At 61.9% G+C, this 15843-nt stretch carries 16 protein-coding genes; 13 read left to right on the top strand and 3 right to left on the bottom strand.

The features are described 5' to 3' along the window. Nucleotides 1-86 precede the first annotated feature (86 nt). Nucleotides 87-593 carry an NUDIX hydrolase gene (locus BTW07_RS12140; protein ID WP_075570429.1) on the top strand — a complete coding sequence of 169 codons (507 nt, stop codon included), beginning with the start codon at nt 87-89 and terminating at the stop codon, nt 591-593. 4 nt (nt 594-597) lie between these two features. Further along, on the top strand, nt 598-1092 hold the full coding sequence (locus tag BTW07_RS12135) for a glutathione peroxidase (RefSeq protein WP_075570428.1): 495 nt from the start codon (nt 598-600) through the stop codon (nt 1090-1092). Nucleotides 1093-1099: 7 nt separating this feature from the next. Here BTW07_RS12135 and BTW07_RS12130 read toward each other — a convergent pair whose 3' ends face one another. Then, a complete protein-coding gene (locus tag BTW07_RS12130) occupies nt 1100-1507 on the bottom strand; it encodes a DUF7079 family protein (RefSeq protein WP_075570427.1) in 408 nt (135 codons plus the stop codon). A 292-nt stretch (nt 1508-1799) separates the two neighbouring features. Here BTW07_RS12130 and fabV point away from each other — a divergent pair, with 292 nt between their 5' ends. The 9 genes from fabV to BTW07_RS12085 all read left to right on the top strand — a co-directional run bounded on the left by fabV (nt 1800) and on the right by BTW07_RS12085 (nt 13252). After that, a complete protein-coding gene (gene fabV, locus BTW07_RS12125; protein ID WP_075570426.1) occupies nt 1800-2999 on the top strand; it encodes an enoyl-ACP reductase FabV in 1200 nt (399 codons plus the stop codon). Nucleotides 3000-3032: 33 nt separating this feature from the next. Beyond that, nucleotides 3033-4019: a GlxA family transcriptional regulator gene (locus BTW07_RS12120; RefSeq protein ID WP_075570425.1), complete on the top strand. Its 987-nt coding sequence runs from the start codon at nt 3033-3035 to the stop codon at nt 4017-4019. Further along, nucleotides 4019-4642: a 1,6-anhydro-N-acetylmuramyl-L-alanine amidase AmpD gene (gene ampD / locus BTW07_RS12115; protein ID WP_075570424.1), complete on the top strand. Its 624-nt coding sequence runs from the start codon at nt 4019-4021 to the stop codon at nt 4640-4642. Before BTW07_RS12120 ends, ampD begins: the two co-directional genes overlap by 1 nt. Before the next feature lie 377 nt (nt 4643-5019). Continuing rightward, the gene (aceE, locus tag BTW07_RS12110) at nt 5020-7710 is read left to right on the top strand and encodes a pyruvate dehydrogenase (acetyl-transferring), homodimeric type (protein ID WP_075570423.1); all 2691 of its coding nucleotides are present in this window, start codon (nt 5020-5022) and stop codon (nt 7708-7710) included. 111 nt (nt 7711-7821) lie between these two features. Beyond that, nucleotides 7822-9957, top strand: coding sequence for a dihydrolipoyllysine-residue acetyltransferase (aceF, locus tag BTW07_RS12105; RefSeq protein ID WP_075570422.1), 2136 nt, complete (start codon nt 7822-7824; stop codon nt 9955-9957). A 207-nt stretch (nt 9958-10164) separates the two neighbouring features. Beyond that, entirely contained in the window at nt 10165-10821 is a 657-nt protein-coding gene (adk, locus tag BTW07_RS12100) for an adenylate kinase (RefSeq protein ID WP_075570421.1), read from the top strand. 109 nt (nt 10822-10930) lie between these two features. Next, nucleotides 10931-11620 carry a tRNA (adenosine(37)-N6)-threonylcarbamoyltransferase complex dimerization subunit type 1 TsaB gene (gene tsaB, locus BTW07_RS12095; RefSeq protein ID WP_075570420.1) on the top strand — a complete coding sequence of 230 codons (690 nt, stop codon included), beginning with the start codon at nt 10931-10933 and terminating at the stop codon, nt 11618-11620. A 52-nt stretch (nt 11621-11672) separates the two neighbouring features. Continuing rightward, nucleotides 11673-12470, top strand: a complete 798-nt coding sequence (locus BTW07_RS12090; RefSeq protein WP_075570419.1) for an undecaprenyl-diphosphate phosphatase — start codon at nt 11673-11675, stop codon at nt 12468-12470. After that, complete coding sequence (locus BTW07_RS12085) at nt 12458-13252, top strand: class I SAM-dependent methyltransferase (protein ID WP_083941811.1); 795 nt, start codon at nt 12458-12460, stop codon at nt 13250-13252. The genes BTW07_RS12090 and BTW07_RS12085 overlap by 13 nt, the downstream gene beginning before the upstream one ends. 40 nt (nt 13253-13292) lie before the next feature. On the opposite strand, the gene BTW07_RS12080 is transcribed toward BTW07_RS12085, so the two are convergent. Continuing rightward, the gene (locus BTW07_RS12080) at nt 13293-13718 is read right to left on the bottom strand and encodes a copper resistance protein NlpE (protein WP_075570418.1); all 426 of its coding nucleotides are present in this window, start codon (nt 13716-13718) and stop codon (nt 13293-13295) included. Nucleotides 13719-13782: 64 nt separating this feature from the next. Continuing rightward, nucleotides 13783-14703 (bottom strand): DMT family transporter, encoded by a 921-nt coding sequence (locus tag BTW07_RS12075; protein ID WP_075570417.1) that lies wholly within the window; start codon nt 14701-14703, stop codon nt 13783-13785. Between the two features lie 220 nt (nt 14704-14923). On the opposite strand from BTW07_RS12075, the gene BTW07_RS12070 reads away from it, so the two are divergent. Both BTW07_RS12070 and BTW07_RS12065 read left to right on the top strand, forming a co-directional pair. Next, nucleotides 14924-15175 carry a CsbD family protein gene (locus tag BTW07_RS12070; RefSeq protein WP_075570416.1) on the top strand — a complete coding sequence of 84 codons (252 nt, stop codon included), beginning with the start codon at nt 14924-14926 and terminating at the stop codon, nt 15173-15175. A 91-nt stretch (nt 15176-15266) separates the two neighbouring features. After that, a complete protein-coding gene (locus tag BTW07_RS12065) occupies nt 15267-15629 on the top strand; it encodes a YnfA family protein (RefSeq protein WP_075570415.1) in 363 nt (120 codons plus the stop codon). Nucleotides 15630-15843: the final 214 nt, after the last annotated feature.

Genomic DNA, 15843 nt, shown 5'->3' with positions numbered 1-15843 from the left:
CAGAGGACATCACTCAGATACCAGGGACCCGGATTGCGGGGATCACGTGATACGCTGCTAACCCGTTTTCCGACCGGTAAGTCTTCATGAGCGAGACCGTCATCGCCGACGAGCAGGTTCAGCTCGTCGATCCGTACAATCGACCCTGTGGCAGTGCCTCGCGAGTCATGATGCGGCGTCTGAACTGCTGGCATCGGGCAACGTACATCGTCGTGCGCAACGTGAAGGGGGAGATCTGCGTGCAGCAGCGAACCTCGATCAAGGAAACGCACCCGGGCTGGTTCGATCTGGCCGCCGGTGGGGTGGTGGCGGCAGGGGAGGCCTCTCGGCCGGCGGCAAGGCGGGAGCTGTTCGAGGAGCTCGGCGTTCGTGGCGTCGAGCTGATAAGTGGGGGAGAATTCGTGTTCCGGGAAGCCGGGCTGAATCTCTACGGCAGCCTCTACTGGGTGAACTACGGCGGGCCACTCTGCCTGCAGCTGGAGGAGGTGGCTGCCGTACGCTGGCTGTCGATACCCGAGGCGCTGGCGCTGGAAAAGGCGACGCCGGATACGCGAATGGCACTGTCGAAAGCCATCGATTTCGATCACTGGTGAAACGATGTCGTTCTATACGCAAGACTGCCGGACCCACACCGGCGAAGCCTTCAATCTGCGCGCGCTGCGGGGTCAGGTGCTGCTGGTCGTCAACGTCGCCAGCCGCTGCGGCTTCACTCCGCAGATGGAAGGGCTGGAAAAACTCTACCGCGAATATCGCGACCAGGGGTTCACCGTGCTGGCATTCCCGTGCAATCAGTTTGCCCGCCAGTCACCGGAGTCCTCGGCCATGTTCGGGGCATTCTGTGAACAGCGCTACGCGGTGACATTTCCGCTGATGGAGAAGGTCAAGGTCAACGGCCGTGACGCACATCCGCTGTTCAGACATCTGCGACGCCAGGCGCCCGGGGTGCTGGGAAGTACGCCCATCAAGTGGAATTTCACCAAGTTTCTGGTGGGTCGTGACGGCCAGATCATTCGTCGCTTCGGCCCGCGAGACGTGCCGCGAGCACTGCGCCCTGCCATCGAAGCGGCGCTGGAGACGCCATTCTCGGCCTGAGTCGGCGTCATCTCCGCGGCGGATGCTCGCCGCGGGCGACCATGACCCGCATGGCCAGTTCGTTGAAGCGCGGGCGGCTCATCATCGTCGTCAAGCCGGAGAACAGCGACCAGGTGGCCTTGCGCCAGCCGGCGAGCTTGCGATTGTGGCGAACCAGGCGCGTCAGCAGCACGGTTTCGTCGAAAGCGCGCCATTCCCCCGCCATCGATAGCTGGTAGCGCGCCATGACCGGCGACATCTCCAGCCGATAGATCCACTCCAGCTGTTGCAGCGTCAGCTCGCTGGCGTCGACCTCCCGAATCATGCGAGCGTATTCGGACTCGCGGGGGTCGCGCTCGAGCCACAGCGGTGACAGTGCCAGCCATAGCGCACCGCGCTTGACGACCAGATCTTCGATCTCTTGCTCGTGATGCATGGGGCTTTCTCTGCTCTCTGGGCTGGCTCGGCTTGCGGCCGGTCATCTTCGAATACGCGGGGTGACGTGACAAGCCCGATGCGCGCCACCGTCGGGGGCGCGCTATTGAACTATGATCGACGAGGCGTCGGCGACGATCAACTGACAGCCGCATGTCACGAGTTCGCCCCCGGTTTTGCCACCCTGTTAGAATGCGCCCGGACAGCATTCGACCTGATAGAATTCGATCCATGCCAGCTCCCGGTGAATGTCGCCGGGGCTTCCGTTTCGGCTCAAGAAGACGAGGTTAGACGTGATCATCAAGCCCAAGGTTCGCGGTTTCATCTGTACCACGACGCATCCGCTCGGCTGCGAGCGCAACGTACTCGAACAGATCGAGACCACTCGCGCCAACCTGAGCGGTGAAAAGGCCGGCCCGCGCAACGTGCTGGTCATCGGCGCTTCCAGCGGATATGGCCTGGCGGCTCGCATCACGGCGGCTTTCGGTTACGGCGCCGATACGCTGGGCGTGTTCTTCGAAAAGCCCGCGACCGAGACCAAGCCCGGCACGGCCGGCTGGTACAACTCGGCGGCGTTCGACAAGTTCGCCAAGGCCGAAGGTCTCTACAGCAAGTCGATCAACGGCGACGCGTTTTCCCATGAGGTTCGCGACAAGGCGATCGAGCTGATCCGGGAAGACATGGGGCAGATCGATCTGGTGATCTACTCGCTGGCCTCGCCGGTGCGCAAGCTGCCGGACAGCGGCGAGCTCAAGCGCTCCAGCCTCAAGCCGATCGGCGAGACCTACACGGCGACCGCCATCGACACCAACAAGGATACGATTACCCAGGCCTCCGTGGAGCCGGCGACCGAGCAGGAAGTGGCCGATACCATCGAGGTGATGGGTGGCCAGGACTGGGAGCTGTGGATGGACGCGCTGGACAAGGCGGGCGTGCTGGCGCCGGGTGCCAGGTCCGTGGCGTTCAGCTACATCGGCACCGACATTACCTGGCCGATCTACTGGCATGGGGCGTTGGGCAAGGCGAAAGAGGATCTCGACCGCGCGGCGAGCGAAATCGATCAACGCCTCAAGGCGACCGGTGGCGGCGCCAACGTGGCCGTGCTCAAGTCCGTGGTGACCCAGGCCAGTGCCGCGATACCGGTGATGCCGCTCTACATTTCCATGGTCTACAAGGTCATGAAAGAGCAGGGCGTCCACGAAGGCACCATCGACCAGCTCAACCGCCTGTTCGGCGAGCGTCTGTATGCCGACGGCGAGCCCGAGCTGGACGAAGCCGGACGCGTGCGTCTGGATGACTGGGAGCTCCGCGACGATATCCAGCAGGCATGCAAGGATCTTTGGCCGCAGGTGACCAGCGACAACCTGTTCGCGCTGACCGACTACGCCGGCTACAAGCATGAATTTCTCAAGCTGTTCGGCTTCGAGCGCGATGATGTGGATTACGACGCCGATGTCGATCCGCTGGTGACATTCGACGTCGTTCAGGTTTGATCGCGCCGCGCTCTGCTGCATGACACATCAACCATGAACGCACAGGACACCCCGCGCCAGGTGGGGTTCGTCATGCTCCCCGGCTTTTCCCTGCTGGCGCAGGCCTGTGCCATCGAGCCGCTGATCATCGCCAACACGCTGTCGGAGCGGCGGCTCTACACCACGACCACCTTCGGTATCGATGGTCGATCGGTGAAAAGCGTGGCGGAGCTGGCGCTTTCGCCGGAGAGCGTCGCCGGCAGCGATGCGCGCCATCTCGACATGCTGTTCGTCTGCGCTCCCACGCCGGGTTGGCCGGTTGCCGCAGGGGAGGAGAGCGGACCGCTGATCCACTGGCTTCATCGTCTGGCGAGTCGGGGCGTGATGCTGGGCGGTATTGCCGGCGGCACGCACTGGCTGGCGAGAGCCGGCGTGCTGGATGGCTACCGGGCCTCGATTCCCTACGCCAGTGCCGATGCGTTCGCGCGGACATTTCCGACGATTCACGTATCGCATCAGCTGTTCGAGATCGACCGCAACCGCCTCACCTGTGGGGGCGGCACCGCGGCGATGGACATGTTGATGACGCTGATCGGCCAGCAGCAAGGTGCCGGACTGGCCCAGAAGATCTCCGAGCATTTCGTCTGCGAGCGGATCCGCATGGCCGACGAGCCGCAGCAGATCCCGCTGCGCTCACGGCTGGGGCATGCGCCGCAGAGCCTGATCGATGCGGTGGCCTTGATGGAAGCCAATATCGAGGAGCCGCTGACGACCCATGAGCTGTCGGCGCACCTGGGTATCTCCCGGCGCCAGCTGGAAAGATTGTTCAAGAAACATCTGCAGGCCGTGCCCAGTCGCTACTACTTGAATCTGCGCTTGCAGCAGGCGCGCAGGTTGCTGAGAGAGAGCGATCAGGCGGTGGGAGAGATCGCGCTGGCTCACGGTTTTTCGTCGGGCGCGCATTTTTCCACGGCCTATCGTCATCATTTCGGCATCAGTCCGCGGGATGAGCGACTGGGCCATGGGGGAGTCGAAACGTGATGTCGCAACAGCGTGGAATCGACGGCCAGTCCGGGATCGACGACCCGTCCGGAATCGACGATCACTGGCTGAGCTCGGCGCGACGGGTGGTGTCACCCAACGCCAACGATAGGCCGGCGGGGGAGGTCTCTGCGGTCGTTCTGCACGGTATCAGTCTGCCGCCAGGCAAGTTCGGCGGTGACGCCATCGAACGGCTTTTCACCAATACCCTAGATCCCGCCGGGCATCCGGCGTTCGCGACGATCGCGTCGCTGCGAGTGTCGGCTCATCTGCTGATTCGACGCGACGGCGAGTGTGTCCAGTTCGTGGCGTTCGACCGTCGTGCCTGGCACGCCGGCAAGTCGCGCTGGCGGGATGTCGATCGGGCAGGCAAGGCACGATGGCGCCAGGGTCTCAATGATTTCACCATCGGCATCGAACTCGAGGGGGCCGACGAGACCCCCTATCGGGAGGCGCAGTATCGTGTGCTGGCAGATGTGTTGCGGGCATTGATTCAGCACTACCCTGCGATCACCACGTCGCGGTTGACCGGTCATGCGCACATCGCGCCGCTGCGCAAGACGGATCCGGGCCCCGCCTTCGATTGGGCCTACCTGCGTCGCTGCCTGACAGAGAGCGTTTGAAAGCTATGCTTGTGCGTGGCGTGATACATCCGGATCGCTGCGACATTCGTGGCGTCGGTAAATTGGCGACATGAAGCGCAGACTCATTTCTGTCTGGGTGATTGTTCGCTAAGCGACTGATGTCGCGGTATTTCGGCGCATTCTCCAGCACAATCGATGCGTCCGTGAATTGGCAGATGCGGGCGTTTGCGGTATCTTCTTCGCCTGATTTCTCGCGTCACGCACGCCCGCTGTAGTTCAATTACAGCCAATAAATCTCGGAAAGCGGCCCTACAAGAGCTGCGCCGGCACCGAAGAGCGCATATTCCCAAGCCCCGCTGCGGCTACCCGCCATGGCCGGGCGAATGGCAAACCTTTTCCCATTCGGAGAGTTGTCTATGAGTCTGGAGACACGAGAAGATCTCGATCCGGTCGAAACCACGGAATGGTTGGATTCCCTGGCCTCGGTCGTCGAGCATGAGGGCGAAGAGCGCGCTCGGTATATCTTGAGCCGGCTGGCGGATCGTCTGCGTCGCGACGGTTCTTCACCGCCGTTTTCCGGTACCACGCCTCACCGCAATACCATTCCCAAGCATCGTGAAGCCAAGATTCCCGGCGACATGTTCATCGAGCGCAAGATCCGCTCGGCGATTCGCTGGAACGCCATGGTGCAGGTGCTGCGGGCGAACAAGAAGCACAAGGGGTTGGGCGGCCATATCGCCAGTTACCAGTCTAGCGCCACGCTCTACGAAGTCGGTTTCAATCACTTCTTCCGCGCCGATAACGGTGACCACAAGGGCGATCTGCTTTATATCCAGGGGCACGTCACCCCCGGTATCTATGCACGTTCGTTCCTGGAAGGCCGGCTGACCCAGGAGCAGATGGACAACTTCCGTCAGGAAGTGGATGGCGATTCGCTGCCGTCCTATCCACACCCGTACCTGATGCCGGACTACTGGCAGTTCCCGACCGTTTCCATGGGTCTGGGGCCTATCCAGTCGATCTACCAGGCTCACGTGATGAAGTATCTGCACTCGCGCGAGATGGAAGACATGAAGGACCGCAAGGTCTGGGCGTTCCTGGGTGACGGCGAATGCGACGAGCCGGAATCCCTGGGTGCGCTGCATCTGGCGAGCCGCGAAAAGCTCGACAACCTGATCTTCGTCATCAATTGCAACCTGCAGCGTCTCGACGGTCCGGTGCGCGGCAACTCGCGGGTCATCGACGAGCTCGAGGGCGTCTTCCGCGGTGCCGGCTGGAACGTGATCAAGGTGGTCTGGGGCGGTCTGTGGGACCCGCTGTTCGAGAAGGACACCAAGGGCATGCTGCAAAAGCGCATGGACGAGGCGGTCGACGGCGAGTACCAGAACTACAAGGCTCAGGGTGGCAAGTACACGCGCGACAACTTCTTCGGCAAGTACGACGAAACCGCCGAGATGGTCAAGGACTACTCCGACGAGGAGGTCTTCCGTCTCAACCGCGGCGGCCACGATCCGCAGAAGGTCTACGCGGCGTACCACGAAGCGGTCAACAAGGCCAATGGTCGTCCCACCGTGATTCTGGCGCATACCGTCAAGGGTTACGGCATGGGTGGCGGTCACGGCGAAGCCGATATGGAAGCCCACCAGATCAAGTCGATGGACGTCGACGCGCTCAAGGCCTTCCGCGATCGGTTCGGCATCCCGGTTTCCGACAAGCAGATCGAAAGCGGCGATATCCCGTACTACAAGCCCGAAGACGACAGCCCGGAGATGAAGTACCTGCATCTCCAGCGCGAGAAGCTCGGTGGCTTCCTGCCGGCGCGGAAACCCGACTTCGAGGCGATGGAAATCCCCGGTCTCGACGACAAGATGTTCGCGGCTCAGTTGAAAGGCTCCGGCGATCGTGAAGTCTCGACCACGATGTCGTTCGTGCGCGTGCTCAACGGTCTGGTCAAGCACAAGCAGCTGGGTTCCCGCGTGGTGCCGATCATTCCCGACGAAGCGCGAACGTTCGGGATGGAAGGCATGTTCCGTCAGCTCGGGATCTACGCCGCCGAAGGCCAGAAGTACGAGCCGATGGATGCCGGTCAGATCATGTATTACCGCGAGGACAAGAAGGGTCAGATCCTCGAGGAAGGCATCACCGAAGCCGGTTCCATGTCGGCGTGGATCGCGGCGGCGACGTCGTACGCCAACCATCATCTGCCGCTGATTCCGTTCTACGTCTACTACTCGATGTTCGGCTACCAGCGCATCGGTGATCTGGTGTGGGCCGCTGGCGACCTGCAGGCGCGTGGTTTCATGGTCGGCGGGACCGCCGGGCGAACCACCATCAACGGCGAAGGCCTGCAGCACCAGGACGGCCACAGTCATATCCTGATGTCCACCGTGCCGAGCTGCCGCGCCTATGACCCGTGCTACGGGCACGAGCTGGCGGTGATCCTGCAGGACGGCCTCAAGCGGATGTTCCAGGACAAGGAGAGCTGCTTCTACTACCTGACCGTGATGAACGAAAACTACTCGCACCCCGAAATGGCGGAAGGTAGCGAGGAAGGTATCGTTCGCGGTATGTACCGGTTGCAGGAGGGCAAGGTTTCCGGCAAGAAGAAGCAGCCGCGCGTCCAGCTCATGGGCAGCGGCACGATCCTGCGCGAAGTCGAGGCGGCCGCGGAGCTGCTGGCAGAAGATCATGGCGTGGTTGCCGATGTCTGGAGCGTGACCAGTTTCAACGAACTGCGTCGCGAAGCGCTCGAGTACGACCGTCAGCAGTTCCTCGACTACGATGAAAATCGCGAGAAGCCGTGGGTGGTGCAGCAGCTCGACGGAACCGAAGGGCCGGTCATCGCCTCGACCGACTACATGAAGCTCTACGCCGATCAGATTCGCGCCTGGGTTCCGAATGACTTCCACGTGCTCGGCACGGATGGCTTCGGCCGCTCGGACACTCGTGAGCAGCTGCGTCGCTTCTTCGAGGTCGACCGCTACTACGTGACGATTCAGGCACTGCGTGCGCTGGCCAATCGCGGCGAGATCGACGTCAAGGTCGTCAATGATGCCATGAAGAAGTACGGCATCGACCCCGCCAAGCCCAGCCCTCTGGTGTCTTGAACTGGCGGATCACGTCAGGGTGCCGTCGCCGATGAAGGGCGGCGGCCAGATTGCCTGAATTAGCCGACCTGCCCCCGAGGCAGGTTGGCAGATGATTAAAGGAGCGCGACCTTGAGTAGCGAAATCATCAAAGTTCCCGACATCGGCGGCAGCGACGATGTCGAAATCATCGAGATCGCGGTGAGCGTTGGCGATGTCATCTCCGCCGAAGACACCATGATCACGCTGGAGTCCGACAAGGCCAGCATGGACGTTCCCGCACCGAAAGGTGGCAAGGTCGTCAAGATTCTGGTCAAGGAGGGCGACACCGTCTCCGAAGGCGACGACATCCTCGAACTCGAAGCCGAAGGGGCTGGCGACGATCAGGGTGACGATGCGTCGGATGCCGATGGCGAGACGTCGCGGGACGCCGCCGCATCCGACCGCGACAACGAGCCGAAAGACGACGCCAAGTCTTCAGACAAGGATTCGGCAGAGCCCGTGAAGGCCGCGCCGAAGAAGAAATCCTCCGGTGGTGGCAAGCGCACCGTCGAAGTGAAGGTGCCGGACATCGGTGGCGGCGATGGTGTCGAGATCATCGAAGTGGCCGTCAGCGAGGGCGACGAGATCGGCGAAGAAGACACGCTGATCACGCTCGAGTCCGACAAGGCCTCGATGGACGTACCCAGCCCCTACACTGGCAAGATCGTTTCGCTTTCGATCAAGGAGGGCGACAGCGTCTCCGAGGGCGACCTGATCGGCACCATGGAAGTCGCCGATGAGGGCGCCGAAGAGGACGATGGCGAAGACGCGACGGCGGAAGACGAATCCGCCGACGACGACGCCGAAGCGGACGATGGCGGCGAAGGTCAGGCGTCCCAAGATCAGGACGATGATGATCAGGGCGGCGACGAAGGCGGTCGCAAGGAGATTCGCGTACCCGATATCGGCGGTAGCGATGGCGTCGAGATCATCGAAGTCGCGATCAGTGAAGGCGACGAGATCAACGAAGAAGACACCTTGATCACGCTGGAATCCGACAAGGCGTCGATGGACGTGCCGAGCCCGTACAAGGGTAAGATCGTCGAGGTCGCGGTCAAGGAAGGGGACAGCGTTTCGGAAGGCGATCTGATCGGTTACGTCCAGATGGTGGGTGCCAAGACGCCGGCGACGAAGAAGTCTTCCTCGAACAAAAGCGACGAGTCGAAACCGGCACCGGCCAAGTCCGACGCCGAAAAGACGTCCAAGGCCGACAAGTCATCCGACGCCCAGGCGCAGAAAGACGTCAGCGGTGAGCCCAGCCCGGAAGCGCGCCACAAGCATGGCGATGACAAATCCGAAGGTGCCCACGTTCATGCCGGTCCGGCGGTACGTAAACTGGCCCGCGAGCTGGGTGTCGAGCTCGGCGAAATCAAGGGTTCCGGTCCCAAGGGTCGGATCCTGAAGGACGACGTCGACGGCTTCGTCAAGCAGGTGATGAAACAGCGCAAGAGCGGCGGGGGTGCCTCGGCAGCCCCGGCGACTGGCGGGGCGGGTATTCCGCAGGTTCCGGCGATCGATTTCAGCCAGTTCGGCGAGGTCGAAGAGAAGCCGATGAGTCGCCTGATGCGGGCGGGCGCCAACAACCTGCACCGCAGCTGGCTCAACGTGCCGCACGTTACCCAGTTCGACGAAGCCGATATCACCGAGCTGGAAGCGTTCCGCAAGTCGATGAAGGCGGAAGCCGAGTCTCAGGGTGCCAAGCTGACGCCGCTGCCGTTCATGATCAAGGCGTGTGCCTATGCGCTGCGCAAGTTCCCGCAGTTCAACTCGAGCCTGCATCCGGACGGCGACAAGCTGGTCATCAAGCATTACGTGCACATCGGCGTTGCGGTCGATACGCCGGATGGTTTGATGGTGCCGGTGATCCGCGATGCCGACAGGAAATCCTTGATCGATCTGGCCAAGGAGTCGGTCGAGTTGGCCAAGAAGGCGCAGAACAAGAAGCTGTCCCGCGAGGAAATGAGCGGCGCCAGTTTCACCATCTCGAGCCTCGGTTCGATCGGTGGTACGGCCTTCACGCCAATCGTCAACACGCCGGAAGTAGCGATTCTGGGTGTTTCCAAGTCGTCGATGAAGCCGGTCTGGAACGGTAGCGACTTCGAGCCGCGCCTGATGCTGCCGCTGTCTCTCTCCTACGACCACCGTGCGGTCAATGGCGCCGACGCGGCACGCTTCACTGCCTTCCTGGCGCAGGTGCTGACCGATATTCGCCGCATGCTGGTCTGATACGGCGAGCGGGTCTGTCGAACGCCAGCGGCTCCTTCGGGGGCCGTTGGCGTTTTTGTCGACAGGTGCAGCGTGAGGGCAGTCGAGTCTTGTGCGCTCCTCGAACGGCAGGTATCGTCTTGAGCCATTGACGGTGTCTTCTGCGTTACATCTTCAACGTCACCGACCCTTCCAAAAACCAACACCATTCTTCAAGGAGCCGTATCAATGCGTTTGATCCTCTTGGGCGCCCCCGGCGCTGGCAAGGGTACCCAAGCCCAGTTCATCTGCGAGCACTTCCATATTCCGCAGATCTCTACCGGTGACATGCTGCGTGCCGCGGTGAAAGAAGGCAGCGAGCTGGGGCTCAAGGTCAAGGAGACCATGAACAGCGGCGCGTTGGTGTCGGATGATCTGATTATAGCGCTGGTCAAGGAGCGCATCGCGCAGCCCGATTGTGCCAACGGTTTTCTGTTCGACGGCTTCCCACGCACGCTGCCGCAGGCGGATGCGATGAAGGATGCCGGTATCAAGCTCGATCATGTGGTGGAGATCGCGGTCGACGACGAAGAGATCGTCAATCGTCTCTCGGGGCGTCGCGTTCATCCCGACTCGGGCCGTGTCTATCACGTTGACTACAAGCCGCCCCAGGAAGAGGGCAAGGATGACGTCACCGGCGAGCCGCTGATCCAGCGCGACGACGACAGCGAGAAAACGGTTCGCCACCGTCTTTCGGTCTATCACGATCAGACCGAGCCTCTGGTCGGGTACTATCAGGCGTGGGCGGCCAAGGATGCCGAAGCTGCGCCGGCTTATCACCGCATCGCGGGCATCGGCAGTGTCGACGAGATTCGCGAGCAGGTATTGGCGGCGCTGAAAGCCTGACTCCCACCCGGCTCCGACTTTCGCTCCGCCACTTGGCGGAGCGATCGTTTCGACGCCTCGATACGCTATACTCGCTGACTTCTCTTTGCTGCCATTCCCCGGGAAACCGATGCCGACGTTGCTGGCGCTGGACGCCTCTTCTACTGCCTGCTCCTGTGCCCTGATCCAGGATCGACTCATCGTTCAGCGTTTCGAGATCGCGCCGCGAGAGCATACCCGTCTATTACTGCCGATGATCGACGACGTGTTGGCGCAAGCCGGCGTGTCGCTTGGCCAGCTCGATGCGATCGCGTATGGACAAGGGCCGGGCTCTTTCACCGGTCTGCGGATCGCGGCCGGGGTCGCGCAAGGGCTCGCCTACGGTGCTGATCTGCCGCTGATGGGTATCTCGACGCTGGAGGCGCTGGCGCTGGCGGCGCATCGCAAATGGCATGCCCGCCATGTCATCGCCGCGCTCGACGCCCGCATGGACGAGATCTACGTGGGTGCCTATCACTGTCTCGAGGGGGCGCTGACCGTGGCCCTCGAAGAGCGTGTCATGCCGCCGTCGAAGCTGCGACTGCCGCCATCCGACCGCGGCATCGAGTGGTTGGGGATAGGCAGCGGTTGGCAACTTTTGTCTAATATACCTGTCGATGTACACGCTACATTGGCTCAAACCCTCCCCGACGAGCTGCCGGCGGCGGAGGATATCGCACGTCTGGCCGTTGCCTCATGGGAGCGTGGCGCGCGTGGTAACGCGCCTCACGAGGTAATACCCGTCTATCTGCGTGATGAGGTGGCGTGGCGCAAGGCGTGACAAGATCGAGGTCCACGATGGCGACCTCTTCGCACAAGGATATTGAACGAAAATGGATGTTTTTCAGCTGGCCGCACTCGCCATCATCCAAGGCTTGACCGAATTTCTGCCTATCTCCTCTTCCGCTCATCTGATTTTACCCTCCCAACTGTTCGGCTGGTCCGATCAGGGGCTGGCCTTCGATGTCGCCGTCCACATCGGTTCTCTTGGAGCCGTGTTGTTCGCGTTCCGTCACGAGGTCTGGCGCATTCTTCACGCCTGGTTCACTCAGTTCGGCGAGCGGGGCCAGACGCCCGAAAGCCGTCTGGGTTGGGCGATCATCGTCGGTACCATCCCTGCCGTGATCGTCGGCCTGTTGATCGAGGATTGGGTCGAGAGTGCGGGCCGATCGGTACTGGTCATTGCGACGACGACGATCATTTTCGGGGTGCTGCTGGGGATCGCCGACAAGCGCGGAAGTCGGATTCAGCCGATCGAACAGATGACGCTAAAGACCGCGCTGCTGATCGGACTGGCGCAAGCCATCGCGTTGATCCCGGGCACGTCGCGCTCGGGTATTACCATGACGGCGGCATTGATGCTCGGTTTCACCCGTCAGGCGGCCGCACGCTTTTCGTTTCTGCTATCCATCCCGCTGATCCTGGCGGCCGGTTCGTTGAAAGGTGTCGAGTTGGTGCAGTCCGGCACGGCAACCCAGTGGCATGAAATTCTGCTGGGCGTGGCGTTCTCGTTCGTTGCCGCCTGGCTCTGCATCAAGCTGTTTCTGGCCGCGCTGGACAGAATTGGAATGATGCCGTTCGTGATCTATCGGTTGCTGCTCGGCGTCGCGTTGTTCGTATGGGCGACGTGAACGACGCAGCCTCGCTGGTCGTGGTCGGCGAAACGCTGACCGATCTGGCCGAGCGCTACGGGCTGCCCTGGTCGCTGACGGCACCCGGCGGCGGCCTGGTCTTGCAACGTGCCGAGCGGGGCCTGGAAATCGCCGGTGATATCAAGCGTTACGGGTTGCCGATCAGCGCCGATTTCGTTTCCGGGGCCGCGGCACACCGGCGCCGTTACGGGGGCGGTCGAGGCCAGCTCGTGGCCCGGGCCTGCGGTTTCGGCACTGGTGTGGTGCCGCAGGTCGTCGACGCGACGGCGGGTCTTGGGCGAGACGCTTTCGTGCTGGCATCGCTCGGGGCCGAGGTGTTGATGGTCGAGCGGGTGGCGGCCATTCACGCCCTGCTGGAAGCGGCGCTGACGTCGGCTTTGAATGACGAGGAAGTGGCGCAGATCGCTCGGCGCATTTCCCTGAGACACGCCGATAGCGCAACGGCTCTGGAGGCGGCGGTCAGCGACTGGCCGCATCAGCCTCAGGTCGTCCATCTCGATCCGATGTTTCCGCATCGCGAGAAGTCGGCGCTGGTCAAGAAAGAGATGCGGGTGTTTCGCGAACTGGCCGGGGATGACGAGGATGCTTCTCGGTTGCTGGAAGCGGCGCTGGAGGTTGCCACACATCGTGTGGTGGTCAAGCGCCCGCGCAAGGCACCTCCCATCGAGGGACCGCCGCCGCAGCATGTCATCGAGAGCAAGACGAGCCGTTACGACCTCTACGTGCATCGCTCCCTGAAATCCGGGGGCGGAAACGAATGAACCGGGCCTCGGCCCGGTTCATTCTGGCTCCGGTGGAACCTCACTGACGCTTCAGCGTCATGTCGGCACCGGACTGTACGGGTTGCATATTGGGGTCCAGGACCTCGAGATCGCCATTATCCAGCGGACGCAGATAATAGATCGTATTACCCTGGGCGCCCTTCAACTGGTAGACGAGCGGTAGCTGCTGCATGCCAGCGTCTTCGAGCACGATGTAATTGCCCTTGGTGACCATCGGCTCGTCGCTGCGACCCTGATACAGGCTGTTCAGGACATAGGCGCCACCGGTGTCGTCCATGTTCATCATCTGCAGGTCGACGTTGATACCGGAACAGTCGGCGCAGGGAAGCACGCCTTCATAGTCGCCGGCCGCTTTCTGATAGGGCGAGGGCGGTGCGCTCGAGCACGCACTCAGCATCAATCCCAGTCCGATGATCCCGGCACCCAGCCATCCTTGCTTTTTCATATTCTTTTCCTTCATTAGAAAAGTTTGCCAAGTGAGTATAGACGCGAATTCAGCGAGCGGCGGGTCAGTCGCTATTTTCGCCTGGTGGGGTCAGGGTTGTGCGGTGACGCTTGAACAGGATCAGCCACAACGCGAGCCCTATCAGCAAGCCGCCGGCGGCGTGCGCCCAGGTGACCTTTTCACCGAGGAAGAGCGCGCCCCACAGCACCCCGAACAGCGGCACCAGCATGGTGACCGTCAGCGGCTTGATCGGTCCGAGATCCTCGACCAGGCGGAAATAGAGCAGATAGGCCAGCGAAGTGCAGCCGATACCCAGCGCCAGCATTGCCCACCAGACGCCGGTGTCATCCCAGACCAGCGCCTGTGGCGCCAGTGCTACCTGCCCAAGCATGAAGGGTGCGAGCAGCAGCGTCGCACCGAACTGTGAACCCAATGCGATGAGACGGGAGTCGAGTCCGCCACGTTCGGCAATCCAGCGTTTGACCACGAAACCGCCCAGCCCGTAGCAGGCGGCGGCAGTCAGGCAGGCGACAGCACCGATCAGCAGGCCACTGCCTATCGCGACCGGGCCGGTCCCGACCAGAACGCCGACGCCCAGTACGCCCAGCGCCACGCCGATCAGGCGATCCCGCGTGAGTCTTTCCTGAAAGAACAGGGCGCCGATCACCACGCCCATCAATGGCGTCGAGGCGTTGAGCATGGCGGAATAACCGGCGGGCAAGTACTGCGCCGCGATGCAGAACATGCCGAACGGGATCCCGGAATTGATCATTCCGATCGCCAGTGTGGCCCCGAGTTTGCCATTGAACCGCCAACGCGCTCGCATCAAGGCCAGAATGACTACCAGCCCAAGAGCACCCAGCAACACTCGAAAGAACGCCGTGGGAAAGGCGCCGAGTGCCGGCGTGGCGATACGCATGAACAGAAAGCTGGCGCCCCAGAGGGCGGAAAGCAGTAACAAGCGACCCAGCGAGATTATCGACATCCAAGCAAACCCTAGCGGTATGACCGAGGCGTAGCGTAAACCGGCGAGGCATCGCTGTCCGGCAGTTTTCGGCGCTGGCGTTCTTTCTCGTTCGGGGCCACCGCTTTCATGGCTGCGCCAGGCTCGAGCGCTCCGATTTTTGGCGAGATCCTTCAAGACAACTATGCTTAAGCGTCAGCGGAATGTGTCTGCTGCCAGAACAGAGATCAAGGAGATCGAGATGTACGAAGATCAAGTGAAAGGACGCACCGAAGAACTCAAGGGTCGCGCTCAGGAAGCCGTTGGCAGCTTCACCGAAGACGATGACATGCGGAGCGAGGGCAAGGCACGCCAGACTGCCGGTAAGCTGCAGGCCAACTACGGCGAGAAAATCGACGACGTCCGTGAAGCCACGGTCAAGAATCCGATCAGTGCGCTTGCCATCGCTGGCGGCGTCGGCGTGTTTCTGGGGATTCTTCTCGGCCGTCGCTGAGGATATCTCTCACGGTTCCGACAAGAATGCATTTCGACCCCGGCTTTCGGCCGGGGTCGTCGTTTGAGCTTCCTCGACGATCTCGGGCGGGATGCGAGACGTTTTCTCCCACGCCACGCAGGCCAGCATTGTGTTGACACCTGTCCTCTATCTCGCCGCGGCACTCGCGGAAATCGCCGGATGTTTCGCCTTCTGGGCTTGGTGGCGGCTGGATAAAGCCCCGCTGTGGTTGCTGCCCGGTGTCTTCAGCCTGGTCCTGTTCGCCTGGCTACTGACGCTGGTCGATAGTGACTACGCGGGCCGGGCGTATGCTGCCTATGGCGGTGTCTACATTGTCACCTCGCTATTGTGGCTGTGGCTCGTCGAGCAGCGTCTGCCGGATCGCTGGGACGTCATTGGCGCGGCGATTTGCTTGCTCGGTGCCGGTATCATACTTTGGGGGCCGCGTGGCTGAGCGGCACACGGGAGCGCGCGCTCGTCACATGGCGAGGGGCTTGATGTCGATGTCATGAACCTGTCCTGGATTCGGTCTAGATTTGACGCGAAAAACTCTTGAGGCCAGTCTCTGACGAGGTCATTATCTGCGGCCTCTCGCCAATCCCGGTGGATATGGATCCATTCCGGTGGATATGAAGAGGGACCAAGACCGGGGTGGCATCGGGTCGGGG

Source organism: Salinicola socius, assembly GCF_001937195.1.
Taxonomy (GTDB): domain Bacteria; phylum Pseudomonadota; class Gammaproteobacteria; order Pseudomonadales; family Halomonadaceae; genus Salinicola; species Salinicola socius.
The sequence above is the reverse complement of the archived record's forward strand: the minus strand, read 5'-3'. Positions and strand labels throughout refer to the sequence as shown.

What these genes read in the sequence shown, in the direction of transcription:
- BTW07_RS12120 (WP_075570425.1), top strand. Translation starts at nt 3,033, where the DNA reads ATGAACGCACAGGACACCCCGCGCCAGGTGGGGTTCGTCATGCTCCCC.
- ampD (WP_075570424.1), top strand. Translation starts at nt 4,019, where the DNA reads ATGTCGCAACAGCGTGGAATCGACGGCCAGTCCGGGATCGACGACCCG.
- BTW07_RS12130 (WP_075570427.1), bottom strand. Translation starts at nt 1,507, where the DNA reads ATGCATCACGAGCAAGAGATCGAAGATCTGGTCGTCAAGCGCGGTGCG.
- adk (WP_075570421.1), top strand. Translation starts at nt 10,165, where the DNA reads ATGCGTTTGATCCTCTTGGGCGCCCCCGGCGCTGGCAAGGGTACCCAA.
- BTW07_RS12085 (WP_083941811.1), top strand. Translation starts at nt 12,458, where the DNA reads ATGGGCGACGTGAACGACGCAGCCTCGCTGGTCGTGGTCGGCGAAACG.
- BTW07_RS12080 (WP_075570418.1), bottom strand. Translation starts at nt 13,718, where the DNA reads ATGAAAAAGCAAGGATGGCTGGGTGCCGGGATCATCGGACTGGGATTG.
- BTW07_RS12075 (WP_075570417.1), bottom strand. Translation starts at nt 14,703, where the DNA reads ATGTCGATAATCTCGCTGGGTCGCTTGTTACTGCTTTCCGCCCTCTGG.
- aceE (WP_075570423.1), top strand. Translation starts at nt 5,020, where the DNA reads ATGAGTCTGGAGACACGAGAAGATCTCGATCCGGTCGAAACCACGGAA.
- BTW07_RS12135 (WP_075570428.1), top strand. Translation starts at nt 598, where the DNA reads ATGTCGTTCTATACGCAAGACTGCCGGACCCACACCGGCGAAGCCTTC.
- BTW07_RS12090 (WP_075570419.1), top strand. Translation starts at nt 11,673, where the DNA reads ATGGATGTTTTTCAGCTGGCCGCACTCGCCATCATCCAAGGCTTGACC.
- BTW07_RS12070 (WP_075570416.1), top strand. Translation starts at nt 14,924, where the DNA reads ATGTACGAAGATCAAGTGAAAGGACGCACCGAAGAACTCAAGGGTCGC.
- BTW07_RS12140 (WP_075570429.1), top strand. Translation starts at nt 87, where the DNA reads ATGAGCGAGACCGTCATCGCCGACGAGCAGGTTCAGCTCGTCGATCCG.
- BTW07_RS12065 (WP_075570415.1), top strand. Translation starts at nt 15,267, where the DNA reads ATGCGAGACGTTTTCTCCCACGCCACGCAGGCCAGCATTGTGTTGACA.
- tsaB (WP_075570420.1), top strand. Translation starts at nt 10,931, where the DNA reads ATGCCGACGTTGCTGGCGCTGGACGCCTCTTCTACTGCCTGCTCCTGT.